At 71.2% G+C, this 25,934-nt stretch carries 24 protein-coding genes; 9 read left to right on the top strand and 15 right to left on the bottom strand.

Going from position 1 to position 25,934, the window contains the following annotated elements; genetic code table 11:
• Positions 1-289: 289 nt before the first annotated feature.
• Complete coding sequence (locus FNV62_RS44680) at positions 290-1,228, top strand: helix-turn-helix transcriptional regulator (protein WP_144316147.1); 939 nt, start codon at positions 290-292, stop codon at positions 1,226-1,228.
• Positions 1,229-1,580: 352 nt separating this feature from the next.
• Positions 1,581-2,489, top strand: a complete 909-nt coding sequence (locus FNV62_RS44685; RefSeq protein WP_144316148.1) for an alpha/beta hydrolase — start codon at positions 1,581-1,583, stop codon at positions 2,487-2,489.
• Between the two features lie 197 nt (positions 2,490-2,686).
• Here the strand turns inward: FNV62_RS44685 and FNV62_RS44690 are convergent, their stop codons facing one another.
• From FNV62_RS44690 to FNV62_RS44710, 5 genes are all read right to left on the bottom strand, one after another.
• Complete coding sequence (locus FNV62_RS44690) at positions 2,687-4,891, bottom strand: xanthine dehydrogenase family protein molybdopterin-binding subunit (RefSeq protein ID WP_144316149.1); 2,205 nt, start codon at positions 4,889-4,891, stop codon at positions 2,687-2,689.
• Complete coding sequence (locus FNV62_RS44695; protein ID WP_143656402.1) at positions 4,888-5,871, bottom strand: FAD binding domain-containing protein; 984 nt, start codon at positions 5,869-5,871, stop codon at positions 4,888-4,890. The genes FNV62_RS44690 and FNV62_RS44695 overlap by 4 nt, the downstream gene beginning before the upstream one ends.
• A 12-nt stretch (positions 5,872-5,883) precedes the next feature.
• The gene (locus FNV62_RS44700; protein WP_143656403.1) at positions 5,884-6,522 is read right to left on the bottom strand and encodes a (2Fe-2S)-binding protein; all 639 of its coding nucleotides are present in this window, start codon (positions 6,520-6,522) and stop codon (positions 5,884-5,886) included.
• A 63-nt stretch (positions 6,523-6,585) separates the two neighbouring features.
• Positions 6,586-7,032, bottom strand: coding sequence for an FMN-binding protein (locus tag FNV62_RS44705; RefSeq protein ID WP_107469500.1), 447 nt, complete (start codon positions 7,030-7,032; stop codon positions 6,586-6,588).
• A gap of 787 nt (positions 7,033-7,819) precedes the next feature.
• Positions 7,820-8,797 carry a helix-turn-helix transcriptional regulator gene (locus FNV62_RS44710; RefSeq protein ID WP_097287464.1) on the bottom strand — a complete coding sequence of 326 codons (978 nt, stop codon included), beginning with the start codon at positions 8,795-8,797 and terminating at the stop codon, positions 7,820-7,822.
• Positions 8,798-9,107: 310 nt separating this feature from the next.
• Between FNV62_RS44710 and FNV62_RS44715 the strand changes: the two genes are divergently transcribed.
• The 4 genes from FNV62_RS44715 (at position 9,108) to FNV62_RS44730 (ending at position 11,996) form a co-directional block, all read left to right on the top strand.
• The gene (locus tag FNV62_RS44715; RefSeq protein ID WP_097287465.1) at positions 9,108-10,094 is read left to right on the top strand and encodes an aldo/keto reductase; all 987 of its coding nucleotides are present in this window, start codon (positions 9,108-9,110) and stop codon (positions 10,092-10,094) included.
• Between the two features lie 71 nt (positions 10,095-10,165).
• On the top strand, positions 10,166-10,495 hold the full coding sequence (locus FNV62_RS44720) for a carboxymuconolactone decarboxylase family protein (protein WP_097287466.1): 330 nt from the start codon (positions 10,166-10,168) through the stop codon (positions 10,493-10,495).
• A gap of 155 nt (positions 10,496-10,650) precedes the next feature.
• The gene (locus tag FNV62_RS44725; protein ID WP_225900609.1) at positions 10,651-10,926 is read left to right on the top strand and encodes an aldo/keto reductase; all 276 of its coding nucleotides are present in this window, start codon (positions 10,651-10,653) and stop codon (positions 10,924-10,926) included.
• 35 nt (positions 10,927-10,961) lie between these two features.
• The gene (locus FNV62_RS44730; protein WP_144316150.1) at positions 10,962-11,996 is read left to right on the top strand and encodes a zinc-binding dehydrogenase; all 1,035 of its coding nucleotides are present in this window, start codon (positions 10,962-10,964) and stop codon (positions 11,994-11,996) included.
• 61 nt (positions 11,997-12,057) lie between these two features.
• Here FNV62_RS44730 and FNV62_RS44735 read toward each other — a convergent pair whose 3' ends face one another.
• A complete protein-coding gene (locus tag FNV62_RS44735; RefSeq protein WP_144316151.1) occupies positions 12,058-12,960 on the bottom strand; it encodes a helix-turn-helix domain-containing protein in 903 nt (300 codons plus the stop codon).
• A 616-nt stretch (positions 12,961-13,576) separates the two neighbouring features.
• On the opposite strand from FNV62_RS44735, the gene FNV62_RS44740 reads away from it, so the two are divergent.
• The gene (locus FNV62_RS44740; protein ID WP_225900610.1) at positions 13,577-14,509 is read left to right on the top strand and encodes an FAD:protein FMN transferase; all 933 of its coding nucleotides are present in this window, start codon (positions 13,577-13,579) and stop codon (positions 14,507-14,509) included.
• Between the two features lie 130 nt (positions 14,510-14,639).
• Here the strand turns inward: FNV62_RS44740 and egtD are convergent, their stop codons facing one another.
• Genes egtD through egtA form a run of 4 tightly spaced genes read right to left on the bottom strand, consistent with a single transcriptional unit; the run spans position 14,640 to position 19,097 of the window.
• A complete protein-coding gene (gene egtD / locus FNV62_RS44745) occupies positions 14,640-15,602 on the bottom strand; it encodes an L-histidine N(alpha)-methyltransferase (protein ID WP_060895517.1) in 963 nt (320 codons plus the stop codon).
• Positions 15,599-16,408 (bottom strand): ergothioneine biosynthesis protein EgtC, encoded by an 810-nt coding sequence (egtC, locus tag FNV62_RS44750; RefSeq protein WP_144316152.1) that lies wholly within the window; start codon positions 16,406-16,408, stop codon positions 15,599-15,601. The genes egtD and egtC overlap by 4 nt, the downstream gene beginning before the upstream one ends.
• Positions 16,408-17,730, bottom strand: a complete 1,323-nt coding sequence (gene egtB / locus FNV62_RS44755; protein WP_144316153.1) for an ergothioneine biosynthesis protein EgtB — start codon at positions 17,728-17,730, stop codon at positions 16,408-16,410. The genes egtC and egtB overlap by 1 nt, the downstream gene beginning before the upstream one ends.
• Positions 17,727-19,097 (bottom strand): ergothioneine biosynthesis glutamate--cysteine ligase EgtA, encoded by a 1,371-nt coding sequence (gene egtA / locus FNV62_RS44760; RefSeq protein ID WP_097287471.1) that lies wholly within the window; start codon positions 19,095-19,097, stop codon positions 17,727-17,729. The genes egtB and egtA overlap by 4 nt, the downstream gene beginning before the upstream one ends.
• Positions 19,098-19,423: 326 nt before the next feature.
• Here egtA and FNV62_RS44765 point away from each other — a divergent pair, with 326 nt between their 5' ends.
• Complete coding sequence (locus FNV62_RS44765) at positions 19,424-20,317, top strand: TIGR02452 family protein (protein WP_144316154.1); 894 nt, start codon at positions 19,424-19,426, stop codon at positions 20,315-20,317.
• Here FNV62_RS44765 and FNV62_RS44770 read toward each other — a convergent pair.
• Together FNV62_RS44770 and FNV62_RS44775 are read right to left on the bottom strand one after the other, a co-directional pair.
• Positions 20,271-20,726 (bottom strand): type II toxin-antitoxin system PemK/MazF family toxin, encoded by a 456-nt coding sequence (locus FNV62_RS44770; RefSeq protein ID WP_054231629.1) that lies wholly within the window; start codon positions 20,724-20,726, stop codon positions 20,271-20,273. The genes FNV62_RS44765 and FNV62_RS44770 overlap by 47 nt on opposite strands.
• Before the next feature lie 59 nt (positions 20,727-20,785).
• Positions 20,786-21,739 (bottom strand): LysR family transcriptional regulator, encoded by a 954-nt coding sequence (locus FNV62_RS44775; RefSeq protein ID WP_144316155.1) that lies wholly within the window; start codon positions 21,737-21,739, stop codon positions 20,786-20,788.
• Between the two features lie 134 nt (positions 21,740-21,873).
• Here FNV62_RS44775 and FNV62_RS44780 point away from each other — a divergent pair, with 134 nt between their 5' ends.
• Positions 21,874-22,389, top strand: a complete 516-nt coding sequence (locus FNV62_RS44780; protein ID WP_144316156.1) for an SRPBCC domain-containing protein — start codon at positions 21,874-21,876, stop codon at positions 22,387-22,389.
• Positions 22,390-22,498: 109 nt separating this feature from the next.
• Here FNV62_RS44780 and FNV62_RS44785 read toward each other — a convergent pair whose 3' ends face one another.
• The 3 genes from FNV62_RS44785 to FNV62_RS44795 all read right to left on the bottom strand — a co-directional run bounded on the left by FNV62_RS44785 (position 22,499) and on the right by FNV62_RS44795 (position 25,895).
• Positions 22,499-24,004, bottom strand: coding sequence for a flotillin family protein (locus FNV62_RS44785; protein WP_143603965.1), 1,506 nt, complete (start codon positions 24,002-24,004; stop codon positions 22,499-22,501).
• 145 nt (positions 24,005-24,149) lie between these two features.
• Entirely contained in the window at positions 24,150-24,368 is a 219-nt protein-coding gene (locus FNV62_RS44790; protein WP_060900915.1) for a hypothetical protein, read from the bottom strand.
• A 102-nt stretch (positions 24,369-24,470) separates the two neighbouring features.
• On the bottom strand, positions 24,471-25,895 hold the full coding sequence (locus tag FNV62_RS44795) for an amidase (RefSeq protein WP_097287476.1): 1,425 nt from the start codon (positions 25,893-25,895) through the stop codon (positions 24,471-24,473).
• Positions 25,896-25,934 lie beyond the last annotated feature (39 nt).

Below are 25,934 nucleotides of genomic sequence, written 5' to 3' on the forward strand. Positions count from 1 at the left end.
AACACTTTGCCCGGGGCAGGTCGAGGTCGATTCCGTGGGGCGGACCGCTCGCAGCCCGGCACCACCGGGCTCCTGCGGTGTCCGCCGCGAAGTCGACGTCCACTGCGTGGCCCCGGACGAAGCCGCTGCCGGGCAGGTACGTGAAGCCGTGTACTCGCTCCACAGATACAGCCTGGCTCCCACGCCCGCCGCGTGGCAGGCCGCGTTGTGCCGGGCAGCGGTGTTCCGTGCTGTGACAGGGCGCCCCACGGGCCTCCCCCCAGGACACGACGGACCCAGACTGGAAGGTATGACGACTGAGCAGTTGTATGCCGACGGGGGCAGCGAGCTGGGGCGCTTCCTGCGAGCCCGGCGCGCCCAGGTGGCCCCGAAGGACGTGGGCCTTCCGACCGGCACCGGGCTGCGCCGTACCCCCGGGCTGCGCCGTGAGGAGCTGGCCACCCTGGCCGGAGTCAGCATCGACTACTACGCCCGGCTGGAGCGCGGCAAGGAGATGCGCCCCAGCCCGTCCGTCGTCGACGCCCTGGCCCGCGCCCTCCAGTTGGAGGAGGACGAACGGGAGCACCTGCACGGCCTGGTCGTACGCGTCGGCCGGACCGCGCCCGGACCGCCGGCCGCGCCGAGCCGGACCGTGCCGCCCGGAGCGCTCAGGCTGCTGGAGAGCATGCGGCCCAACCCCGCGGCGGTGGTCAGCCGCACCCATGACGTGCTGGCCTGGAACCCGGCCGGGCCGCGACTGCTCGTCGGGATCGAGGACTGGCCGGCGAAACAGCGCAACTACGCCCGCTACCTCTTCCTCCACCCCGCCGCACGCGACCTCTTCGACGACTGGGACAACCAGATTCGCGGTTGCATCGCCCATCTGCGCGCCCTGGCCGGCACCCATCCCGACGCCCCCGACCTGACCCGGCTCGTGGGTGAACTCCTGCTCAAGAGCAGGGAGTTCGCCCGCCTTTGGGAGCGTTACGAGGTGAAGGGCCACTCCCGCGGACTCAAGACCTTCCACCACCCGGAGGTCGGCGACCTCACCCTCGGCCACCAGTCCATGCGGTTGGAAGGCACGCCAGGCCACCGTGTGCTGATGTTCTTCGCCGAGCCCGGTACTCCGGACCACGACGCGATCGTCCTCCTCGACCTGCTCGGGCAGGAGCCCGCCTCGGAAGGTGCGGCGCCCGGCAGCGGACCGTCGGCCGCCACCCCGGACGGGGACGAGTCACCTTCCTCCTGACCTGGCCGACCAGGGGGATCGGATGCCCTGCCGCCGTCCACGGCCGGGCCGCCGTGTGGCAGCTGTCCGACCTGTGAGGAAGGCACGTGGGGTGCCCTGTCACACCGCGGATCGGCGCTGCGCGTCACCGTACGGCCTGCCACTCGGCGGCCCGAGTGACGAGGCTGTCGCTGTACGAGCGGGGTTTCGTCCATCGACGGCGGACCACAGCGGTAGCCGTCCGTCGGCCTCCTCAAGGGGGCGATCGGGCGACCGGGACCCGTTCCGGGCGCGTGCGTTCGGAACGGGTCCCGGCGGCCGCGCCACATGCAACCGAGTAGGCCTGGAACCAGCAGAACAGAAGGACTCGCACATGGACCGAGTGACTTTCCTCAACAAGGGCAACGCAGTGGTCGGCAACCTGTTCAAGCCGACCGACTTCGACGAGGGCAGGACCTACCCCGCGATCGTCGTGACCCACCCCTTCGGTGCCGTCAAGGAGCAGGTCTCCACCCTCTACGCCGAGAAGCTCACCGAGCAGGGCTACATCACACTGGCCTTCGACGCCTCGTACCAGGGCGAGAGCGGCGGCGAGCCCCACTTCTCGGAGATCCCGGCCGCCCGGGTCGAGGACATCCGTTGTGCCGTCGACTTCCTCAGCGCCCATCCACAGGTCGACGAGAGCCGCATCGGGGCCCTCGGTATCTGCGCGGGCGGTGGCTACACGGTCAACGCGGCGCAGACGGAACTGCGTATCAAGGCGGTCGCGGGTGTCAGCACCTTCGACCTCGGGTCCGCGCGCCGCGAGGGTGTCGGTGGCGGGATCCCCATCGAGGCCCGGATGAGGACGTTGGAGGAGGTCGGCCGTCAGCGGTCAAGGGAAGCCCGCGGTGAGGAGATCCGCTACTTCTCGCTGGTCCCGGACGACCCTCAGGAGGCCCTGAACAACCCGTCCGCGCTCTACCGCGAGGGCTACGTCTATTACTCGCAGGTGGCGCCGAACCCCAACTCGATGGACCGGTTCGTCTTCTCCACCCTCAGCCAGCAGATGGCGTTCTTCCCCTTCGAGCAGATCGACACGATCTCGCCGCGCCCTCTCCTCCTCATCGCGGGCTCCGAGGCCGACACGCTCTACTTCAGTCAGAACGCCTACGACAAGGCGAAGGAGCCGAAGGAACTCCACATCATTCCCGGCGCCTCGCACATCGACCTGTACCACAAGCCGGAGTACACCCCGCAGGTGTCCGAGAAACTGACGGAGTTCTTCGGCGCCCATCTGTAAACCATCCACGGGAACGGAAGGCTGTTCTTCACGATGTGCACGGTGTTGCTCTGTCAGCAGGGCTTGTTCATGAGGCATGAGGGGGGATGGGGTTGGGCGGGCCGCTGCCGGGCCCGATGACGGGGGTGGCTCGGCGGCGGCCCTGGTGTCCGGCGGCGCCGGCCGCCGGACAGTTCAAGGGAAGACGCCCCAGGTGCTCAGAGCAGGGCGTCGGCGGTGATGGGCAGGTCGCGGACGCGGCGGCCGGTGGCGTGGTGGACCGCGTTGGCGATGGCCGGCGCCACGCCGACCAGGACGACCTCGCCGATGCCCTTGACGCCGAGCGGGTCGGCCTCCATGTCCTCGCTCTCCAGGTAGATCGCCTTGAGGACTGGGATATCGGCGTTGACCGGGACGAGGTAGTCGGCCAGGTTCGCGTTGACGATCCGGCCGTCGCGGTGGTCGGTGACCGTGTGCTCCAGCAGGGCCTGGCCGATGCCGCCGACCAGGCCGCCCAGGGCCTGGCTGTCGGCCAGTTTCGGACTGATGATCCGGCCGGCGTCGTACACGCCGAGCATGCGCCGCACCCGTACGAGCCCCAACCGGGCGTCCACTGCGACCTCGGCGAACACGGCGGCGTAGGCCTGGGTGGTGAACCGGGACTGCGCCGGGGTGAAGGAGCCGACAACTTCCAGGCTGTCGCGGTTGTTGCGGGTCAGTAGCTGCTGGTAGGTCTCCCCGCGCGCCGGATCGTCCCGCACGTGCAGTCGGCCGTTGCGTACGACGACGGTGTCGGCGGCGACCCCGTACAACGGCGACTGTTCGTCCCCGACGGCGAGTTCGATCGCCTGCCGCCGCACCTGGTCCCCGCCGCCCAGGACGGCGGAGCCGACGCTGGCCATGGTCAGGGAGCCGCCGTGCAGTGGGGCGTTGGGCATGAGGGAGTCGCCGAGCCGGAAGGTGACCCTGCGCATCGGCAGGCCGAGGGCGTCGGCGGCGACCTGGCTCATGGAGGTGTAGGTACCGGGGCCCATGTCGCTGGTCGCGGACTCGACCAGGGCAGTGCCGTCGGCGTCCAGGCGGATCCGGGCCTGGGCCGGGGCCCGCAGGGTGTGGTAGACACCGGTCGCCATGCCGGTGCCGATCAGCCAGTCGCCGTCGCGGGTCGAACGGGGCTTCGGGTTGCGCCGGTCCCAGCCGAACTCCCGGGCGCCGGTGGTGTAGCACTCGCGCAGCCTGCGGGTGGAGAACGAGTTGCCGTTCGCCGGGTCGGTCTCCGGTTCGTTGCGCAGCCGCAGCTCGATCGGGTCGATGCCGAGCTCATAGGAGAGTTCGTCCATCGCCGACTCCACGGCGTACGAGGCGGTGGCGAAGCCCGGGCCGCGCATGGGAACCGGGGTGTTCACGTCGAGGCGCACGGTCCGGTACGTCTGGCTCACGTTGGGCGTGCTGTAGAGATGCTGCCCCACCGGGAGGATCCCGCCCTCGCCGTACGGCTCGTAGGTCGAGGTCTCGGACCGTATGGCGTGGATCATGGCGCTCACGCGCCCGTTGCGGGCGCTGCCCAGGCGCACTTGATACTCGTACGCGGGCCGGAAACCCGTCCCGAAGTACTGCTGCCTGCGGCTCAGTACGACCTTGACCGGACGGCCGGTCTCGCGGGCCGCCAAGGCCGCGACGGTGACGTGCGGCCAGGTCCGCAGACCACTGCCGAAAGCACCGCCGACGAACGGTGAGATGACCCGCACCGATGCCAACGGGATCCCGAACACGGCGGCGAGTTCCGTCTGGGTGCCGCCGATGACCCACTGGGTCTTGTCCCACACGGTCAGCCGGTCGCCGTCCCAGCGGGCGATGGTGGCGTGCGGCTCCATCGGGTTGTGGTGGTTGCGTGCGAGCCGGTACGTCATCTCCATGCGTACGTCCGCGTCAGCCAGCGCCGCCTGAGCATCGCCGCGCGCATAGGTGACGGGGGTGTTCGTAGGAGCGCTGCCGTCGCTCAGATCGGTCGACGGCGTCTGGGCGTCGTAGGTGACCTCGACCAGGCTCGCCGCGTGCTGCGCGGCCTCCAGTGTGGTGGCCACCGCGACCGCGACGGGCTGGCCGTGGAAGAGGACCTGGTCGTCCTGGAAGACCCGCAGACGCCGCCCGCCCGGCGGGTTGTTCGAGCCCGGGTTGTCACGGTATGCCAATGTGGGCGCGTTGCGGTGGGAGATGACCTTGAGTACCCCTGGCTGCGCCTCGGCGGCGCCGGTGTCGATACCGGTGATCCGCCCGCGACCGATGCTCGCGTCGACGATGACGGCGTGGACCACGCCCTCGATGTCGTGGTCGGCGGCGTAGTCGGCCCCGCCGGTGACTTTCAGACGTCCGTCGACCCGGGACAGCGGGGCACCGACGGCTGCTTTCGGCTGGAGGCTCATCGGCTTCCTCCTACGATGCGCAGCTGGCGTTCGACGGTGCGTTTGAGCAACTCGACCTTGAAACGGTTGTGTTCCAGCGGGCGGGCACCGTCCGCCGCCTGCTCGGCGGCCTTGGCCCACAGGGCGTCGGAGGGGCGCTCGCCGATGAGCTGCCGCTCGACCGCGGGCAGCTTCCAGGGGACGGTTCCGACTCCTCCGGCGGCGACCTTCGCTTCCCGGACGACCCCGCCCCGCACATGCAGGGCCACGGCGGCGGAGGTGAGGGCGAACTCGTAGGACTGCCGGTCACGTACCTTCAGGTAGCCCGACTTGAGGGGGCGCGGATGGGCCGGAATCTCCACAGCGGTTATCAATTCACCACTGCGGAGGTCCTGTTCGTGGTGGGGGGTGCTGCCGGGCCGCAACAGGAAGTCCGCGAAGTCGACGCTCCGCTCCGCTCCGCCCGGGCCCAGCAGGTGCACCCTCGCCTCCAGCGCCGCGAAGGCCACCGCGACATCGGAGGGGTGGGTGGCCATACAGGAGTCGGAGGCGCCGAGGATCGCGTGGGTGCGGTTGATGCCCTCGCGTGCGGCGCAGCCGGAGCCGGGTTCGCGTTTGTTGCAGGCGGCTGTGACATCGCGGAAGTAGGTGCAGCGGGTGCGCTGCATGATGTTGCCGCCGATGGTGGCCATGTTGCGCAGCTGGGCCGACGCGCTCAGCTCCAGTGCCTGGGAGACGACCGGGAAGGTCGTGCGCACCCTGGGGTGGCCGGCGGCCTCCGCCATGCGCACCAGGGCGCCGATGCGCAGGTCGCCCCGCCCGGTCACGGTGATTCCGCGCAGGGGCAGGTCGCTGATGTCGACCAGTGTCTGGGGGCGTTCGACCGTCTCACGCATCAGGTCGACCAGAGTGGTGCCGCCGGCGATGTAACGCCCACCGCTTCGTCCGGCGTTGAGTGCGTCGCGGGTGTGGGCGACCTTGGTGATGGAGAAGGGGTGCATGACGGTAGGCCCTCATTTCCCGTGTGCGGCGTGGCCGACCGCCCGGACGATCTTGACGTAGCAGCCGCAGCGGCAGATGTTCCCGCTCATCCACTCCCGGATCTCCTCGACGGAGCCGGTGTGGCCTTCCTTGATGCAGCCGACGCCGGACATGATCTGGCCCGGTGTGCAGAAGCCGCACTGGAACGCGTCCTCGTCGATGAACGCCTGCTGCAACTTGTGCAGGTCGTCGCCGTCGGCGAGTCCCTCGATCGTGGTGACCTCGATGCCCTCCAGTCGCACCGCCAGCGTCAGACAGGAGTTGACCCGCCGCCCGTCGACCAGGACCGTGCATGCCCCGCACGCACCGGCGTTGCAGCCCTTCTTCGAACCGGTCAACTTCAGGTGCTCGCGCAGCAGGTCCAGCAATGAGGTCCGGTTGTCGACCGTGACCGTGTGCCGCTCACCGTTGACGGTCAACGAGACACGGCCACTGGGTGCTTCGGCGGTGTTCGCCGGCTCATCGCCCAGTGCGTCCGGCGCCATGAACAGGCTGCCCGCCACCACGGCGCCGCCGGCGACGGTGGTCGTCGCGATGAAGGTACGGCGCGAAGGTGTGAGCGGGGGCTCGGTGGGGGGAGACACCGTTGCATCGGGAAGTTCGGTAGACATGCCCACTCTCTCGATCTCGCTTCTGGGGGGAAAGATGGGGTGCTACGCGTGGCGTGCGGCGCGTCAGCCGGCGGCTTCGTCCTTGATCTTCTGGAGCGCGGCGTTGAACCCGTCGGGGGTCAGGCTCGAACCGGCGACGTGGTCCAGATGCACGTCGTCGATGTCCTTGCTGACGACGAGTCGCGGAACCGCGTCGGCGAAGCGTTCCTGAAAGTCACGCGAGGTCGGGTCCGTGGCGTGCGGGGTGACCTCGACCGAGGTGATCACGTCGTCGTCGAGGGTGAGGGACACGGTGATGGTCGACGGACCGCTCCCGTACTGCCCGGTCGCGCTGTAGGCGCCGTTCTCGTACGTGGGATTCCTGCTCAACGGCGAACTGGAGGCGGCGACACCGCTGTTCGAGGCGGATGCCGACCCCGGTCCGTCCGTGTCCGTCGCCGAGCATCCCATGACGGACACGGAGATCCCCACCATCGTCGCCGTCGCGAACTTCCTGTGCAGAGATGTCATGTCTGTCGTCGTCCTTCCCATGGTCGGTCGGCCGACTCGATGAGAGCGTTGGCCGATTGGCGGCCGCAGTGCCGCCCGGCCGACCGGGTGTGCCGGGTTTCGGGCGAAGATCTCGACGGCGACGGATCGTTCGTCCTCGGGAGATCTTCAGCTTGTGTCCACCCTGCGGGCTTCGCGTGCCGCGTGGGACGCCGTGTTGTGCCAGGCAATGGTGTTCCGTGGTGTGACAGGGCACCTCACGCACCTGTCTCTGAGGTCAAGAAACTGCAAAGCTGGACGACTTGGCACACCAGCAACAGACGGCAGCGGCGGAACGCTTCCGCTGCACCTGTCGTCACAGAGGACCGAGTAAGGCTCCCCGACAGAAGTCCCAGACCCGTGACAAGACCTGGGGCACGCGGGCGGCACCCGCGCCGCCCGATGTGGTCGACACCGGGCAGGGCGAGTGTGGCGGCGCACCCTCTCGTGATCGAGTGCGGCCGTACCCGCGGCCGGAAGGCGCGGTGGAAGGACAAGGGGCGTCGTGAGCCGACGGGGTAGCCACCATCACGGCGATCTGCGTGCGACGAGGTCCGTGAGCGGATCGGCGACGCGCGGGACGATCCGCACTCCGCCATGGAGATGCCGGCGGCGATCGCGCCGAGGTCACCCGCCGGCTCAGATGATCCGGCCGCAGCGACCCTGTCGCTCGGGCGGTACATCGCCGTCGTACACGGTTACGCGTATCTGCCCGGCAGCCGCTTCATCCGCCCCGGCAGCCCCCGCGCCCTCGCCCGAGTGACCGTGTTCAGCGCTCCTGTCCCGGTGCGTGGTGTCCGGGAGACGGGGATGAAGGGATCGAAGTCTCGTCCGCCGCGGTCCCCGACCGTCGGCGCAGCGGTGGCCCGGCGTCATCCGAGACCGGCTCGCGCGCGGCCATGTCGAGGAGGACGAGCGCGTCATGGGCGGGGGTGCCGGGCTCGGCGTAGTACGTGACCAGGCGATGACCTTGGGTGCCCTCCAGATGCATCCCCTGGTAGCCGAGGGTGAAGGTGCCGACGTCGGGGTGGTGATAGGTCTTGCGGCCGTACGCGTGTGCCTTGACGTCGTAGCGCTCCCACAGGCGGGCGAAGTCCGGGCTCTTGAGCAGGAGTTCGCCGACGAGCGCGGCCAGGTCGGGGGCGTCCGGGTCGGTGCCGGCCAGGGCGCGCAGCCGGGCGACGCAGCCGCGCAGGGTGTGCTCCCAGTCGTCGAAGAGGTCGCGGGCGGCGGGGTGGAGGAAGGCGTAGCGTGCGAGGTTGCGCTGCTTGACCGGCCAGTCCTCCATACCGGCGAAGAGGCGCAGCCCGGCGGGGTTCCAGGCCAGCAGGTCGTTGGTGCGGCTCGCGATGTAGGCGGGGCCCGGGCGGAGGCTTTCCAGCATGAGCGTGACACCGGGCCGCAGCGCCCTGCTGGGAGCGCTGGGCGGTTCGGGAGCCGTCCGTGCGGCGCGGCTGGCGAGGCTGCGCAGATGTTCGTGTTCGTCCTCCGTCAGCAGCAGGGCGCGGGCGAGCGCGTCGACGACCGAAGGGCTGGGGCGGGTCTCCTTGCCGCGCTCCAGACGGGCGTAGTAGTCGATGCTGACCCCGGCCAGCGTGGCCAGCTCCTCGCGACGCAGCCCCGGGGTGCGGCGCAGCCCGGCGCCGGGGGGCAAGCCCGCCTCAGCGGGGGTCACCTGGGCGCGTCGGGCCCGCAGGTAGCGCCCCAGCTCGGTGCCACCGCGGGCGGGCTGCTGCTCACGTGTCATACCGTCCAGTCTGCCGGGCCTGTGACCTGCGCGGCAGGTGCGTGGGGTGCCCTGTCACAGCACGGAACGCCAGTGCCCGGCACAACGCGCCCTGCCACGCCGTGCACCAGGCGGGCAGGGTTGGCCATGTCGCGGGTCACCTCCCCGTGCAAGGGGCCGAGGCCGCTCGGCGTGAGGGGCCTGAGCCAGGAGGGTCCCGTTCGCAAGGCTCCGTGGATCACGGACGGCGGCGGTCATTCCCTGGGCGTGAGCACCGGCGCGGAGCACTGAAGGCATCCAGGAGCGCCCCATCAACGAAGGAACGGTAACCGTGAGGCATATCAAACTGGGCAACCTCGACGTTTCCCGGATCGGTCTGGGCGCGATGGGGATGAGCGGCGTCTACACCGGCCACGGCACGGACGACGCCGAGTCCATCCGCACCATCCACCGTGCCCTCGATCTGGGCGTCACCCTCATCGACACCGCCGAGATCTACGGGCCCTTCGCCAACGAGGAGCTCGTCGGCCGGGCTGTCAGGGGCCGCCGCGACAAGGTCGTACTGGCGACGAAGTTCGGCCTGGTCTCGCACACGGACGGTGACGACGGCGTGCCGGGCGTGGCCGACAGCCGCCCGGCGAACGTCCGCGCCGCGGTCGAGGGCTCCCTCAGGCGGCTCGGCACCGACTACATCGACCTGTACTACCAGCACCGGGTCGACCCGAACACCCCGATCGAGGACACCGTCGGCGCCCTCGCCGAGCTGGTCGCCGAGGGCAAGGTCCGCCACATCGGACTGTCCGAGGCCGGCCCCGGCACGATCCGCCGCGCCCATGCCGTCCATCCGGTCAGCGCCCTGCAGACGGAGTACTCCCTGTGGACGCGGGACGTCGAGGCGGAGATCCTGCCCTTGCTGCGGGACCTGGGCATCGGCCTCGTGCCCTGGGCCCCGATCGGCCGCGGCTTCCTGACCGGCAAGATCCGCTCCACCGACCAGTTCGACGCCACCGACCGGCGCCTGACCAACCCCCGCTTCACCGAGGACAACTTCCGGCGCAACCTGGCCCTCGTCGACGAGGTCGAGGCGGTGGCCACGGAGGTGGGTGCCACACCGGCGCAGGTGGCCCTGGCCTGGCTGCTGGCGCAAGGAGACGACATCGCCCCCATCCCCGGCACCAAGCGAGTCTCCCGCGTCGAGGAGAACACCGCCGCCGACGGGGTGGAGCTGACCGCCGGGCAACTCGACAAGCTCAACCACCTCACCCCGGCCGCGGGCGACCGCCTCGAAGCGGAGATGAGTCGGCTGATCAACCTCTGACCTGCCCTTTTTCAGGAGCGCAGGCGCGCTCCCTCGACGCAAGTGGCGCACATCATGCAAGGAGCTCACACATGGCAGACGAGCCGACCCCCGCGCAGAAGGCGCTGGGCGACTTCGCACCGAAGCTGGTCGAGCTGACCGACGAGGTGCTGTTCGGGGACGTCTGGGAGCGGCCGGGCCTGTCCCCGCGCGACCGCAGCCTCATCACCGTCACCACCCTGGCGGCCCTGTACCGCACGGAGCAGCTCGGCAACCACCTGCGCCTGGCGCTGGCGAACGGGCTCACCAAGGACGAACTGGTCGAGGCGATCACCCACCTCGCGTTCTACGCCGGATGGCCGAGCGCGATGACCGCGGTCACCCAGCTCAAGGACATCGTCGAAGGCCGGAACACGGGCTGAGCAGGAGGCCGAGGAACAGTCATGCGCACCACCACACCGGGGCCCGGCGGCCCCGAGCTCGGCGTCCTGGACCTGGGCTGCATGGGCATGACCCATGACGACGACACACAGGCCCCGCGCGACGATGTCGCGGACCCCTCACCAACGAGGCACTGGTGGGCCGGGCGCTCAAGGACCGCCGGGACCGGGCGGTGCCGGCCACGAAGGTCGGCGTGCTCTCCCGGGACTCCGAGGGCAGGCCCGTCCGCGGCCCCAACGGCCGCCCGGAACACGTGCGGCTCTCGATCGACGAGAGCCTCGGGCGGCTCGGCACCGACCACGTGGACCTCTGGGTTTCGCAGGGCGAGTACGTCATGCCCATTCCCGGGACCAAGACCCTGAAGTACCTGCTCGACAACGCGGCCATGGTCGACACGTCACCAACCCCGTAACCCCGTTTCAATTCAAGGAAGATCGGAAGAGTTTCATGCGAGCAACAGTGATGTACGGTGCCGGCGACGTCCGCGTGGAGGACGTCCCCGACCCGAAGATCCAGAACCCCACCGACGCCATCGTCCGAGTGGTACTCGCCTGCGTCTGCGGCAGCGACCTGTGGCCGTACGCCGTCATGCCGGCCTCGGAGCAGGGCCGGCGTATGGGACACGAGTTCCTCGGCATCGTCGAGGAGACCGGCTCCGAGGTGTCCGGGGTGAAGGCCGGTGACCTGGTGGTCGCGCCCTTCCTCTGGGCGGACAACACCTGTGTCTTCTGCAAGGAAGGCCTGCACGTGGCCTGCCCGCACGGCGGCCACTGGGGCCCGAACGGGGTGGACGGCGGACAAGGCGAGGCCGTTCGGGTACCGCAGGCCCAGGGCACGCTGGTCAAGCTGCCGGTCGCCGAGGACTCCGCCCTCCTGCCGTCCCTGCTCAGCCTCTCCGACGTGCTGTGCACCGGCCACCACAGCGCGATCAAGGCCGGGGTCGACCCGCGTACGACCGTGACGGTGATCGGCGACGGCGCGGTCGGCCTGTCCGCCGTCCTGGCCGCCAGGCGGCTCGGTGCCGAGCGGATCATCCTGATGGGCCGCCACAAGGACCGCACCGACCTGGGCGTCGAGTTCGGGGCCACCGAGGTCGTCGCCGAGCGCGGCGAGGAAGGCATCGCCCGCGTGCGGGAGCTGACCGGCGGCATGGGCACCCACGCCGTGCTGGAGTGTGTCGGCGCGCTGTCGGCGCTCCAGATGGGTCTCGGCGTGGTGCGCCCCGGCGGCGCGATCAGCCGGGTCGGCGTACCGCAGTACGGCGAAATCCCCTTCGGCTTCATGGACTTCGCGAAGAACGTCACCCTCACCGGCGGTGTGGCCCCGGCCCGCGCCTACATGGAGGAGCTGCTGCCCGACATCCTGGAAGGCAAGATCGAGCCGGGCCGCGTCTTCGACCGCACCGTCGATCTGGACCACACCCCGGACGCCTACCGCGCGATGGCCGACCGAGAGGCGTTGAAGGTCCTCGTCAAGCCCTGATCGCATCACTACGGAGGCGGGGCTTCCCCTCTTCCGGCTCCGCAAGAGGGGACGCCCGCCGTCAGTTCCGCTTCTCCTCGGCGGGGTCCGCGGAGGGTTCGGTGTCCGTCCTGTCCAGGAGGAGCAGCTTGTCGTGTTCGGGGGTTCCGGGTTCGGCGAAGAACACGACGAGACGGTGGCCGGGGGTGCCGTCGAGCTGCATGGACTGGTAGCCGAGGGTGAGGACGCCGACCTCCGGATGGTGGAAGGTCTTGTCGCCGCGCGGGTGCGGCTGCACGTCATAGTCCGTCCAGCGGCGGACGAACTGAGGGCTTTCGAGCGTGAGTTCGTCGATGAGCCGGGCCAGTCCGGGGGTGTCGGGTTCGGTGCCTGCCAGCGCGCGTATGCGGCCGACGCAGGTGCGGACCTGTTCGTCCCAGTCGGCGAACAGCTTCGGCGCATGAGGGTCGAGGAAGAGGTAACGCAACGCGTTGAGTTTCTCGGCCGGCCAGTCCTCCGTCCCCGCGAACAGGCGGACCGAGCCAGGGTTGCCCGCGAGAATGTCCATCGTCGGGCTGATCACGTACGCGGGGTTGGGGCGAAGGCTTTCCAGCATCTGCCTGATGTCGGGCCGTACGGTCCGCTCGGGCGCGGTGGCCGGGGGCGCGGGCGAGGCGGCCCTCCTGTCGGCACGCTCGGCGAGGTCGTGCAGGTGCTCGTGCGTGTGGGCGTCCAGCAGGAGGGCGCGAGCGAGGGCGTCGACGACGGCTGGGCTGGGGTTGGTCTCCTGGCCGCGTTCCAGCCGCGCGTAGTAGTCGATGCTGATCCCGGCCAGAGTGGCCAGCTCCTCGCGGCGCAGTCCGGGTGAGCGCCGCAGTCCGGCGCCCGCCGCCAGGCCGACGTCCTCGGGCGTCAGCTGGGCCCGGCGGGTCCGCAGGAAGATCCCCAGCCCGCTGCCGCGGGCGCTCTGCTGCTCGCGTGCCATGTGTTCCAGTATGACAGGCGAGGTCTGATGGCTGAGCGTTGTGCTGTCCGTGACGAAGCGCTGGGCGGACCTGGCGAGGTCGGGTGCGGAACCACGCCGCGTAAGGGGGCGCGGGAAACCGTGCAACGATCCCCGACCTGCCCGCGGCAACGAACCGCGTATCCCGTGAAGCGCATCGGGTTCGAGGCCGGCACGTCATGGGTCCGGCTGACCACCGCCGCAGGGTTGGGCCGCATGCTCTCCAGCTGGGACGCGGTTCCTTGCCGCGATCCAGACGGGCGTAGTGGTCGATGCTGATCCCGGTCGGCCTGGCCGGCTCCTCCCGACGCGGGCCGGGCGTGCGGCGCAGCCCGGCACCGGGCGGCAGACCCACCTCCGTGGGGGGCATCTGGGCGCATCGGGCCCGTAGGTAGCGCCGGCGCGGCCTGCCAGGTGGTGGGTGCGGCGGCCAGGCTGGATCCGGGGCGGATGGAGCCGGCCGCAGGCAGGCGTGTAGGCGCCGAGAAGGCCCCCAAGGCCCTCATCCCCGTCTGGCCGACAGGCGCGGTGGCAGGGAGTGCCGACACTCCCTGCCCCAGCCGCTGCATCCCCAGCACATCCGACGGAGGCGAAACCCGTGATCCCTACCGACCGCGAGGCGGACCCGACCGCGCTCGGGAACGGCAGGCGTCCGACGTTCACCTTTGACGCCATCGGAACGCGCTGGAGCATCGAAACGGACAGCCCCCTCGACGCGGACCTGCGCCGCGAGCTGTGCCGCCGCATCGAGGACTTCGACGCCGTGTACTCCCGGTTCCGGCCCGACTCGCTCATCGCACGTGTCGCCGCCGCCCCTGCCGGGGGCCGTTTCACCTTCCCCGAGGACAGCCGTTCCCTGTTCGGTCTCTACGACCGGCTCGCCGAAGTCACTGATGGGGCCGTCGATCCGCTCGTCGGCCGTGACCTCGAACTCCTCGGCTACGACAGCACCTACACCCTCACCCCGGCACCCGCCCCTGTCCGGGCACGGCACGCCCGCACCCGGCCGTCGTGGCGCACCGACGTCGCCCGGGACGGCACCACGCTCACCACCCGCCGCCCCCTCGTGATCGACGTCGGCGCGGCGGGCAAGGGCCACCTGGTCGACCTCGTGACGGTGCTCCTGCGTGACGCCTCCATCGGCAGGTTCGTCGTCGACGCCGGCGGCGACCTGCGCCACAGCGGCGAAGACACCCTCCGTATCGGACTGGAACACCCCCTCGCCCCTGGCCGTGTGATCGGCGTGGTGCACCTGCACCAGCAGGCCGTGTGCGCCTCCGCCACCAACCGGCGCGCCTGGGGACCGGGCCTCCACCACGTCCTCGACGCCCGCACCGGCCTCCCGACCAACGACGTCCTCGCCACCTGGGTCGTCGCCGACGACGCGGCCGTCGCCGACGCGCTGGCGACCGCCCTGTTCTTCACCGCACCCCATCAACTCGCCGCGATCCACCGCTTCACCTACGTCCGCGTCGGATCGGACGGCCGCGTCGACTCGTCCCCCGACTTCGACGGCGAACTCTTCACCTGACGGCCGGACCACACCTAACGGTGGCTCATCAGCGCCTTCGGACAGGAACTCGAAGGTTCTGCATGCGCGAACAGATGGCTCCCCCTCACCGAAGAGTAAGGGGGAGACCAGCCCGCCACCCTGGCAGGTGTCAGCGGACCACGCTCAGCGACAGGGCGAAACGGCCCTCCCGGTCCGTCCACCAATGGGCCAGGTCGAGCCCGGCGGCGGCGAGTTCGCGACGTATCCCCTCCTCGCGGAACTTCGCCGAGATCTCGGTGCGCAGTTCCTCGCCGTCGGCGAATTCGACCGCGAGGTCGAGCGCGGGGATCTTCACCGTCTGGTCGGTCAGCGACCGCAGCCGCATCTCGATCCACTCGTGCTCGTCGTCCCAGAGGGCGACATGGGCGAACGCGTCGGGGTCGAAATCGGCGCCGAGCTCGCGGTTGACGACGTGCAGCACGTTCTTGTTGAACTCCGCCGTCACCCCCGCCGCGTCGTCGTACGCGGCGACCAGCACCGACTCGTCCTTGACGAGGTCCGTACCGAGCAGCAGCGTGTCGCCGGGGGAGAGCAGCGCCCGTACGGACGCCAGGAACGTCGCCCGCTCGGCGGGCAGGAGATTGCCGATGGTGCCGCCGAGGAACGCCACCAGCCGCGGCCCGGGCGTTCCCGGCAGCGCGAGGCCGCCCGTGAAGTCGGCGATCAACGCGTGCACGCCGAGCCCCGGATGCTCGGCGATCAGCGCCTGCCCGGCCTGGGTGAGGGCACTCTCGCTGACGTCGACCGGCACGTACGTGTGCAGCCCCGGCAGCGCGTCGAGCAGATGGCGGGTCTTCTCGGACGAACCGGATCCCAGCTCGACGAGGGTGCGCGCACCGGTCGTCGCGGCGATCTCGGGGGCCCGGGCGATGAGGATCTCGCGCTCCGCCCGGGTGGGGTAGTACTCGGGCAGTTCGGTGATCCGGTCGAACAGCTCGCTGCCGTGGGCGTCGTAGAACCACTTCGGCGGCAGCGTCTTGGGGGTGTGGGTGAGGCCGTGCAGGACGTCGGCGCGCAGCGCGGCGTCCGTGGCGTCCTCGGGCAGGGTGCGGGTGAGAAGGAACGGGCTCACGTGCTGGGCTCCTTGGTGCGTGCGGATGCCAAGGGGTCGTGCGCGCCTTCCTGCGCGTGCGGGTCCTTGAGCGGGGTGAGCAGGACGTCGGTGCGGCTCGCCGCGAGCAGCGTGCGGTCCGGCACCTCCTGCCAGTGGGGGTCGTCGTCGTACGGCTCGGACGCCACGACGGTGCGGCGGCCGGGCTCGGCGAGGTACCAGAGGGTGTCGCCCCAGGCCGTCGCGGTGATCGTGTCGCCGTTGGTGAGAAGTAGGTTCAACCGGGACCCGGGGGCCGCCTCGGCGACCTCCAGAACGGTGTCGGCCAGCGCCTGGCCCTCGTTGTCACCGGCGCGCAGCCGGTGCAGGAGCAGCGCCCAGACGAGCGCGGAGTCGCTGCGGGCCTCCAAGGACAGCAGTTCGGCCGGGGGCAGGCTGGTCACCAGCGGGGCGAGGGAGCCCGGCCAGCCCTGTACGGCGCCGTTGTGGCTGAACAGCCAGCGGTCCGCGGCGAACGGCGCCGCCGCGGCCTCCCCGTCCGCCCCCGCCACGGTGGCGTCCCGTACGGCGCCGAGCAGCGCCGTGCTTCTGACGACCCGGGCCAGGTCCGCGAACGACTGGTCGCCCCAGATCGGCCCGGGACGCCGGTACCGCGCGGGTACCGGATCCCCTTCGGCGTACCAACCCACTCCGAAGCCATCGGCGTTGACCGTCCCGTGCCGCTGTCGGCGCGGCGCCCACGACTGCCGGAACAGACTGTGCGGCGGTTCCACGAGGAGTCGCCCGAGCGGCTCCGGCGGTCCCAGGTAGGCCAGGTGACGGCACATCAGGCGGCCCCGTCGCGGGCCGTGCGGAACCCGGAGAAGATCTGCCGCCGGATCGGATAGTCCCAGTTGCGGAACGTCCCCCGGCAGGCCACCTGGTCCACGGCGAACGAACCGCCGCGCAGCACCTTGTACTCCGGGCCGAAGAACACCTCCGAGTACTCCTTGTACGGGAACGCCGCGAACCCGGGATAGGGGTGCAGGTCGCTCGACGTCCACTCCCACACGTCACCGATCAACTGCCGTACGCCGAGCGGTGAGGCCCCCGCCGGATAGCTGCCCGCCGGGGCCGGACGCAGATGGCGCTGGCCGAGGTTGGCGTGCTCGGGGGTGGGGTCGGCGTCGCCCCACGGGTAGCGCGTGGAGCGGTCGGCCTCCGGGTCGTGGCGGGCCGCCTTCTCCCACTCGGCCTCGGTGGGCAGCCGGCGCCCCGCCCAGCGGGCGTACGCGTCGGCCTCGTACCAGCTGACGTGCAGCACGGGTTCGTCGGGCGGTACGACCTCGGTGACGCCGAAGTGACGCCGCAGCCACTGTCCGCCCTCGCGGCGCCAGAACAGCGGCGCCTCGATGCCGTGCGAGCGGATGTGGGACCAGCCCTGCGGGCTCCACCAGCGTTCGGTGTCGTAGCCGCCGTCCTCGATGAAGGCCTGGTAGGCGGCGTTCGTCACCGGAGTGGTGTCGATGAAGTAGGGCGGGATCTCGCGTCGGTGGGCGGGGCGCTCGTTGTCCAGGGCCCACGGTTCGGTGGACGTGCCCATCGTGAACGGGCCGCCGGGGACCAGGACTTCGGCGGGTCCCGTGAACGGCGGCGCGGGAGCGGGGCTCGGCGCCGTGAGGGCGGCGGGCCCCTTGCGGAGCTGATGGGTGATCAGCATGGTCTCGTCGTGCTGCTGTTCATGCTGAGCGATCATCCCGAACGCGAAGCCGGCCTCGGTCAGCGCCGTGCCCCGGAACGCGGTGCTCTCCAGGACGTCCAGCGCCCGTCCGCGTACCTCGGCGGCGTACTGACGGGCCTCGGCGGGCGGCAGCAGCGGCAGCGAGGGCCGCTCGGCGCGCGGATGCTCGAACGCGTCGTACAGCCCGTCTATCTCGGGCCGCATCGCGTCCCGCCCGGCGACCGCGCGCAGCAGCCACAGCTCCTCCTGGTTGCCGATGTGTGCCAGGTCCCAGACCAGTGGGGACATCAACGGTGAGTGCTGCGCGGTCAGTTCGGGCTCCTCCACGCAGGAGGTCAGGAGCGCCGTGCGGTCGCGGGCCGTGGTCAGCGCGTCGAGCGCGCGCTCCCGGAGCGACTCCGGATCCGTGGGTGAAGCGGGGGCGGTCATGTGCGGATGTCCTTCCCGTCGAGCTGACCGTGGGACCGGCCGTGGTGACCATCGGCCTGATCAAGGTGCTGCTCGTCATCGGCCTGATCATGGGTCTGGCCATCGAATCGGCGGTGGAAGCGGTTCAGCAGATCGTCGGCGGGGCAGCGGCCCCGGGCCACATAGCGGTCCGTGAACTCCGCGACGGCCTCCCGCACCTCGGCGGTGGCGCCCAGGCGGGGCAACGCCTCGGCGGCGGCCGCGAAACAGGTGACGGCGGCCTCACGCAACTCGGGGTCGGTCAGGCCGTACCGCGCGGCGTCGTTCCACAGCGGGTTGCACGGAGCGGGCCGTGCCTCGGCGCGTTCCGCGAGGGGTTTGACGGTCCGGTAGGCGACCTCCGCGGCCTCCGGGTCGTCGAACAGCGCCGCCGTCACCGCCAGCGGCACGATCCACCCGTCGTCGCCGGGCTGCGCGTCGATCATGCGCAGTTCCAGATGTCCGCGCGGGCGGACCGGCGGGAACAGCGTCGTCAGGTGGTAGTCGAGATCCGCCCGATCGGGTGGTGTCTCGGACCTCGTCCACGCCCGGAAGGTCAGGCCCTCCGGTACCTCCCAGGGGCCGTCCGGCGCCCGGACGCACATCACCGGCGCGTCCAGGACGTGCCGGGCCCAGGCGGCGCGCGGATCGCCGCCCAGCGGGGGCGCGGCGGACCGTCCCGGGTCCATGGCCGCCCACAGGGACTGCCGCGTGGAGCGCCAGCCCGTGTACCGGCCATCGGCCACCGGCGAGTGCGCGAACGCGGCGACCAGGACCGCGCCCAGCTGGTGCGCCAGCCACCAGCGGCGCCCGTGCCCCAGGGGGCCGGGCTCCTCGTACCCGGCGTCCAGGCACACCTGGACGGAGGCGGAGGAGCACATCATGGCCCGCCCCTCCGGGCCCGCCCGGTCGAGGTACCGCTCCATGGCGTCGTAGCGCGGCTCATGGAGAAAGCGGCTCGGGGGGTTCCAGGGATCGTGGCCGTATCCGCTGAGGCCGAGATCCGCCTCGCGCAGTACCGCGCGTACCGCGTCGAGGTCGGCAGACACGGACCCGATGCACTCCATCAGGGAGGCGGCGGGAAGGGAGCTCAGCTCCAGCTGTCCGCCGGGTTCGACGGTGAGCGCCGAACGCAGGGGCAGGGTCCGCAGTGCGGCGTACGCCGCTTGGAGTCGTTCGGGTGATGCCGGGAGCTGCGGCTGCCGCAGCTCGTGGATGAGCCATTCCACTTCGACACCGAGGGTACGCGGCGGTCCGGTCTTGAAGCAGATGCCTCGGACCAGCGCCTCCACCTCGGCCTCGGTGACGGCGGAGCGGCGCTCCGTACAGTCACTCACCGAATCGGACATGTCGGGATCCTCCTGAGATTCCACCATGCCGCCGGCCCGACGTCTGTGGTGCCGGACCGGCATCGCTCGTCCCACCCAAGACCCTCCTGGCGGTTCGCACAAGGGTGCAAATCATCGCTCGCGGCTTCCGGAGGCGCTGTTTGCCGGGCCGCGAGGCGCTGTTTACGAGGCTGGGAAATTCCGTTGCGCCGTAGGACCAGCATCGCTCACGATGCGTTCATGGGCACGACGGGGGAATCGGCCGGGGAATCCGCCCGGGAAATGCCGGGGGGAGCGACGGGGGAGATCGCGAGGGGCGTCCTCGTGGCGCGTACGGGGGTCGCGCCATGAGTGCGCGCCTGCGCGCGCTCGCGCAGCAGACGCAGGAGATCGTCGCGGCGGGCGGGTACCGCGCGTCCGACGGTCGCGCGGTGTCGATCGCCGCGGCCGTCGAGGCCGCGGAGGCGGGAACGCGCGTGTACGGCCCCGGACCGGCACCGGCCGCCGGCCCCGCGAGCGCACCGCGCGAGAGCACGCTGTTCGAGGTGACGGGCGAGAGCAGTCTGGAGGCCGCCCGACGGCTCGTGGGCAAGGACGCGGGGCGCTCGGCCGACCCGGTGGCCGTACTGAACTTCGCCTCCGCGCGCAACCCGGGCGGCGGCTTCCTGAACGGCGCGCAGGCTCAGGAGGAGGCCCTGTGCCGGGCCTCCGCGCTGTACTCGTGCCTGCTGCGGGCCCGGGAGTTCTACGACCACCACCGCGCCCACCGCGATCCGTTCTACACGGACCGTGTCATCCACTCACCCGCCGTGCCCGTCTTCCGCGACGACCGCGGAGGTCTGCTCGACGAGCCGTACACGGTCGGATTCCTGACCGCCGCGGCCCCCAACGCCGGAGTCGTCCTGCGTACGGTCCCGGAGCGCGCGCCCGAACTCGGACCCGCCCTGGCCGTACGCGCCGAGCGCGTCCTGGAGACCGCCGCGGCCCACGGCTACCGCCGGCTGGTGCTGGGCGCGTGGGGCTGCGGCGTCTTCCGGAACGATCCGGCGCAGGTGGCGGGCGCGTTCCACGACCTGCTGGTCGAAGGCCGCTTCGAGGGTGCTTTCGACCATGTCGTCTTCGGCGTCCTGGACCGCACGAGGGATCAGGCGACGCGAGGCTCCTTCGAGCAGGCGTTCGCCCACGTACGAGCCCTCAACGCCAGCCGTACCGCTCCTGCAAGCGGCGTACGACCGAATTGAACCGCATCCGATCCAGCGCACAGGCCTCCCGGCGCATCCCGTCCTCGTGCAGCCGCAGCACCCGGTCCACATCCACCCACGAGTCCCGCCCCGACCGGTCCCAGGGCCCGCTCCCGATCGGCACCCACTCCCGGTCCCCGTCGTGCCGCTTGCTCGACAACTGGACGGCGAGCAGCGTGCCGGCGTCCTCGCGGGCGACGACGAGCACCGGACGGTCCTTGCCCCGCCCGTCGTTCTCCTCGAACGGCACCCATGTCCAGACGATCTCGCCGGGATCGGGGTCGCCGTCGTGCGCGGGCGCGTACTGCGTCCGCACCCGGCCCACCTCGCGGGGTTCGGCCTCGGTGGTCGCGGAAGGGCCGTAACGGCCGGGAACGTCTTCGGCGGTGTCATCGGTAAAGGCAGTCACGCGGCTCACGTTAGAGCCTGCCCCGTCCAACCCGCCGAGCGGGTGGCCGAGATGGTGGACTACCAGGTCCGGGCCGCGTGTTGGAGGCGGTCGCGGACCCGTACGACGTCCGGGTTGGCGTCGGAGCCGGGCCGCTGGACGAGGAAGAGGGTGTTGAGGGGCGGTTCGACCGGCTCGTGGAGCAGCGCGAGGCGTCCGTCGGCGAGGTGCTCCTCGCACAGGGAGCGGGGCAGCACGCTGTAGCCGGCACCCGCGGTGACCGCGGAGACGACGGCGTACAGGTTGGGCACGGTGACCGCGGCCCGGGCCGCGAGCTGTTTGCCGAAGACGGTGCGCCAGTACCGGCGCACGATGGGCAGATCCTCGGCGTAGGTGACCAGGGGGACGTCCCGGACCGCGGTGCAGATGTCCTCGGCCGACGGGTGCTCCTCGACGTGCCGCGCCCAGCTCGGAGCGGCGACCAGGAGGTACTCCTCGTCCGCCAGCGGCAGTGCCGCGAGGCGCCCGCGCGGCCGCCTGGTCGCGATCAGCAGATCGTGGTGGCCCGCGCGCAGATCGTCCATGAGGGGTTCGGGCAACCCCTGTGTGACGCGCAGCTGTACGCCCTCGGCGACGAGCGGCGCGAGCGCGGGCAGCACCCGGGTGCACAACAACTCCGAAGGCCCGGCGAGGTGCACCGGCGCGGCCTGTCCGCCGAGTACGTCGCTGCGGCCTTCGAGGGCGGCGAGCGCGTCGAGAGGGCCCGCCACCTGGTCGGCCAGGTCGTGAGCGAGGGGCGTGGGTTCCACGCCGCGCGGGAGCCGCGTGAACAGCTCGCGTCCGGTCTGCTGCTCCAGGGTGCGGATCTGGGCGGTCACGGTCGGCTGGGAGAGGCCGAGCAGCGGGGCCGCGCCGGTGAACGAGCCGGAGCGGTAGACGGCGAGGAAGGTCCGCAGCAGGTTCAGATCGACGTGCGGCGTGGTCCTCTCCCGGCCGGAGAGGGACACGGTCTCCTCGGGCGTCGCGTTCTTCATGCCGACCAGCCTAACCCCGGCTCCCATCGGAGTACCGATGGAAGGAATCGACTCTCCTATTGGCCAACGAATGGCGGCCGAGCCTAGCGTCGCATTGTCGCCACCCCCGCCGTACACCCTGAAAGGGACCTGCCATGACCACCCAGAACGCGATCACCTGGCCCGAGCGCTACCTGCCGGGCACCGGAGACAACTTCGTCTCCAACGAGGTCGTCGTGGCGGGACTGAGCGCCGCCGACGTCTGGCGCCACCTCGTCGACACCTCGCGGTGGGAGTCGTACTACGACAACGTCGCCGACATCGGCTTTCCCCAGGGCGGTGGCCCCGTGCTGACGGACGGCATCCACTTCAGTTTCGGCACCTTCGGCTTCCCGCCGCTTGACGCGCACGTCGTGGAGTTCCAGGCGCCCGCCGAAGACACCCCGGGCCGACTGTCCTGGACGGCGAAGCAGGAGGGCACGCCCGAGGAGCGGCTCGACGTCCTGCACGCCTGGCTCGTGGAGGACCTGCCCGGCGGCCGGGTCCGCGTCCTCACCCAGGAGACCCAGATCGGTCGGCCCGCAGCCGCGTTGGCCTCCGAGCGGCCGGACCCGATGCTCAACGGCCACCAGGCCTGGCTCGACGGCCTGATCGGCGCCGCGGCCGAGTAGGCCGAACAGTCGGGGCGGAGGGCCGAACCGCCCACGCGGAGCGGGCGACGAGGGACTGGAACACCCTCGTCGCCCCGCCGGGGTCAGTCCCCGGCGTTCTCCTTCGGCATCACGCCTTGCCGTCCCCCTCCACCGGCACCTTCTCCGTGCGCGGCGGCACGGCCCCGTTGAGCCCGGCGGCGCCGTTGCTCCCCGTACCGTTGCCGGCCGTCCCGTCCTGGTTCATCGACGAGAGCAGCTGACGGGCGAGGCCGAGTCCCGTGCCGCCCATGGTGAGCGCCTTGGCGAACAGGTCCGACATACCGTCGGCGCCGTTGAGCAGCACCATGTGGTCGACGTTCCCGAACGCGCTGGCGCCCGCCTGGACGATCTCCGGCCAGTTCTCGGCGAGCTGCTGGGCTACCACCGCCTCCTGGTTCTCGGCGAGGGCCGCGGCCCGCGCCTTGATGGTCTCCGCCTCCGCGAGACCCTGAGCCCGCGTCGCCTCGGCCGCCGCGAGACCCTTGGCCTGAGCCGCCGCGGCCTCGGCCTCACCCGTGGCCCTGGTCGCCGTCGCGGCGGCCGCACCCCGGGCCTTCGTCGCCTCGGCCTCCGCGTTGGCGGCCGTCTTGACCCGGTTCGCCTCCGCCGCGGCCGCGAGCTCGGTCTCCTTGGCCTTGGCCTCGGCCGCCGAGATACGCGCGTCACGTTCGGCCTCGGCACGGGCCCGCGTCTCGTACGCCTGGGCGTCCGCCGGCTTGCGGACGTCCGCCTGGAGCTGCTGCTCACGACGGAGGGCGTCGAGCTCGGCGATCCGGGTCTCCTGCACGACGACGTCCTGCCGGGCCGCGGCGTCCGCGAGCGGTCCTGCCTGTCGCGCCTTCGCCGCCGCCTTGTCGCGCTCGGCCTGGTAGCCGGCCTGGAGGATCTCGCTGTCCCGGGTCGCCTCCGACATCCGGGCCGCGGCCTTCTGTTCGGCCTCGGTGGCGAGACGATTCGCCTCCGCCTGCGCGATCCGCGCGTCCCGCTGTACGGCGGCGGCGTGCGGCATCGCGAGGTTCTTGATGTACCCGGTCGGGTCCTCGATCTCGTGGATCTGCAGCGAGTCGACGATCAGACCGAGCTTCTCCATCTCCGTACCGCACGCGGCCCGGGTCTGGCCGGTCAGCTTCTCCCGGTCGCGGATCATGTCCTCGACGGTCAACCCGCCGACGATGGACCGCAGATGACCGGCGAACACGTTGTGCACCCGCTCCGACATCATCTTCTGCTGGTCGAGGAAACGACGCCCCGCGTTGGCGATCGACACGAAGTCGTCGCCCACCTTGAAGATGACCACGCCCCGCACCTTCAGCGGAATGCCCTGAGTGGTCACGCAGTCCACGTGCAGCTCGGTCTCGTTGAGGTCGAGCGAGATCTTCCGCACCGCCTGCACACCCGGCAGCACCAGCGTGCCGCGCCCCGTCACGATGCGGAATCCCATGCCCTCTTCAAGGCCTTCGGTCCGATGCTTCGAACCGGAGATGATCAGTGCTTCGTTGGGCTCCGCGACACGCCACATGAGCTTGAAGACCACAACGATGAAGACCAGTGCGAGGACAACCGCCCCCGCCACGACGCCGACAACCATCGGCATACGCCCCCTTTGGATGGTGCCCTATCGGCACCGAACGAAGGGAGTGTGCTCCTGTGCAAGACCGGGGTACAGACGCTGACGGATCCTTGTTGCAATCTTGACGCACACCGCTCTCACCTGGGGCGGAGCGTGCACAGACGAGCCGTCAACTGTCGTACGCGGCCGATACGTACACCGTGCGCGGCGGCAGGTACTCGACCACCATCACCACCGTGCCGCGCTCGATCCGCTCCTTCGAGGCTGCCGGGTACGCGAGGAAATGCTCGGCGCCGCCGCGGACCCGGACGATCACCTCACCGACGAGCCCGGGTCCGACCGTGCCGGTGACCCGCCCCATCAACCCGACCATCGACGCATCGTCCATGGGCCCAGCGTACGGCCGGAATCCCCTGGTCAGTGCCTTCGCGGCGAACTCGGTCGCGGCACGCGCCCCGAACCCGCCCACCGGCACGTGCGGTCAACTCGTCTACACCGCGGGGGAGTCCGCGGGTGCCCCGTGCGGCGGCCAGTGTTCGTGCCAGCGCTGGTCGGCCTCCAACTGGGCGGCCAGGGATACGAGCAGCGGTTCGCTGTTCGCCGGACCGAGGAGCTGGGCGCCGACCGGCAGGCCGCCGTCGACGAACCCCGCGGGGACGTTCACCCCCGGCCAGCCCAGGATGTTCCACGGCCAGGCGTAGGGGCAGGCGGCGATCATGGCCCGGTCGGTGCCGAACCCGTTCAGGTTCATCATCGAGCCGATGCGCGGCGGGGGAGCGGCCGTGGTCGGCGCGAGCAGGACGTCGTACGTGTCGAAGAGCGCGCCGATCCGCCGGTGCAGGGTCGCTTCGGCGCGCCGGGCCACGCGCAGGGGCGCGCCGCCGAGCAGTCGGCCGAGCCGGGCCGCGCCCAGGGTCCGCCGGTCGAGGAGGTGCGGGTGCGGCAGGTCGCGCACCCGCTCGGCGATCCCGGCCGTCGCGCGCGGAATGAAGGTGAGCCCGATCTGCCCGTACCGCGGCTCGGCCTCCTCCACCGTGTGGCCGAGCGTCGCGAGCCGCTCCGCGAGCGCGACCACCCGCGCCCGTACGACGGGGTCCAGGCGCGCGGGCAGCGCCGTGAACGGCGGCTTCAGCGACAGCGCGATCCGCAGCCGGCCCGGCTCGCGGCCCGCCGCCTCGGACACCCGCAGCGCGGGCGGGCGGTGCAGATCGCCGTCGTGGTTGCCGCTCGCCGCGTCCAGGAGCAGGGCCGCGTCCGCGACCGTACGGGCGAGGGTGCCGTTGACCGTGATGCCCTGGAAGGACTCCGCGCGCGGCCAGGTCGAGATCCGGCCGCGCTGCGGCTTGATGCCGATGAGGTGGGTCCAGGAGGCCGGGATGCGGACCGAGCCCGCGCCGTCCGAGCCCAGCGCCGCCGGGACAAGGCCCGCCGCGACCGCCGCCGCCGAGCCGCCGGACGAGCCGCCCGGAGTGTGCTCGGCGTGCCAGGGGTTGCGGGTGGCGCCGAAGGCGGGCCCCTCGGTGAACGGCCACTGGCCGAGCTCGCAGGTGTTGGTCTTGCCGATGACGATCGCGCCGGCCGCGCGCAGCCGCCGTACCGCCTCCCCGTCCTCGGCCTCGGGCGGGAACACTCCCCGGCAGCCGAACGCGGTCGGCTCGCCCGCCACGTCCATGTCGTCCTTCACCGCCACCGGCACCCCCAGCAGCGGCCTGCGCACTCCGGCGGCGAGTTCCCTGTCCGCCGCGTCGGCCTCGGCGAGCGCCGCTTCGGCGCGCACCACCCGGAAGGCGTTCAGGGAGTGCTGCGTCGCCTCGATACGGGTCAGCGCCCGCTCGACCAGCTCGCGTGCGCTCACCTCCCCGTGGGCGAGGGCGCGCGCACACTCCGCCAGACCTGCGGCACGGTCGTGAGTCATACGTGACCACCTCCGGAGCACGTCGTCTACCGCACGGTA

The organism is Streptomyces sp. RLB3-17 (assembly GCF_007113425.2).
Taxonomy (GTDB): Bacteria; Actinomycetota; Actinomycetes; order Streptomycetales; family Streptomycetaceae; genus Streptomyces; species Streptomyces mirabilis_D.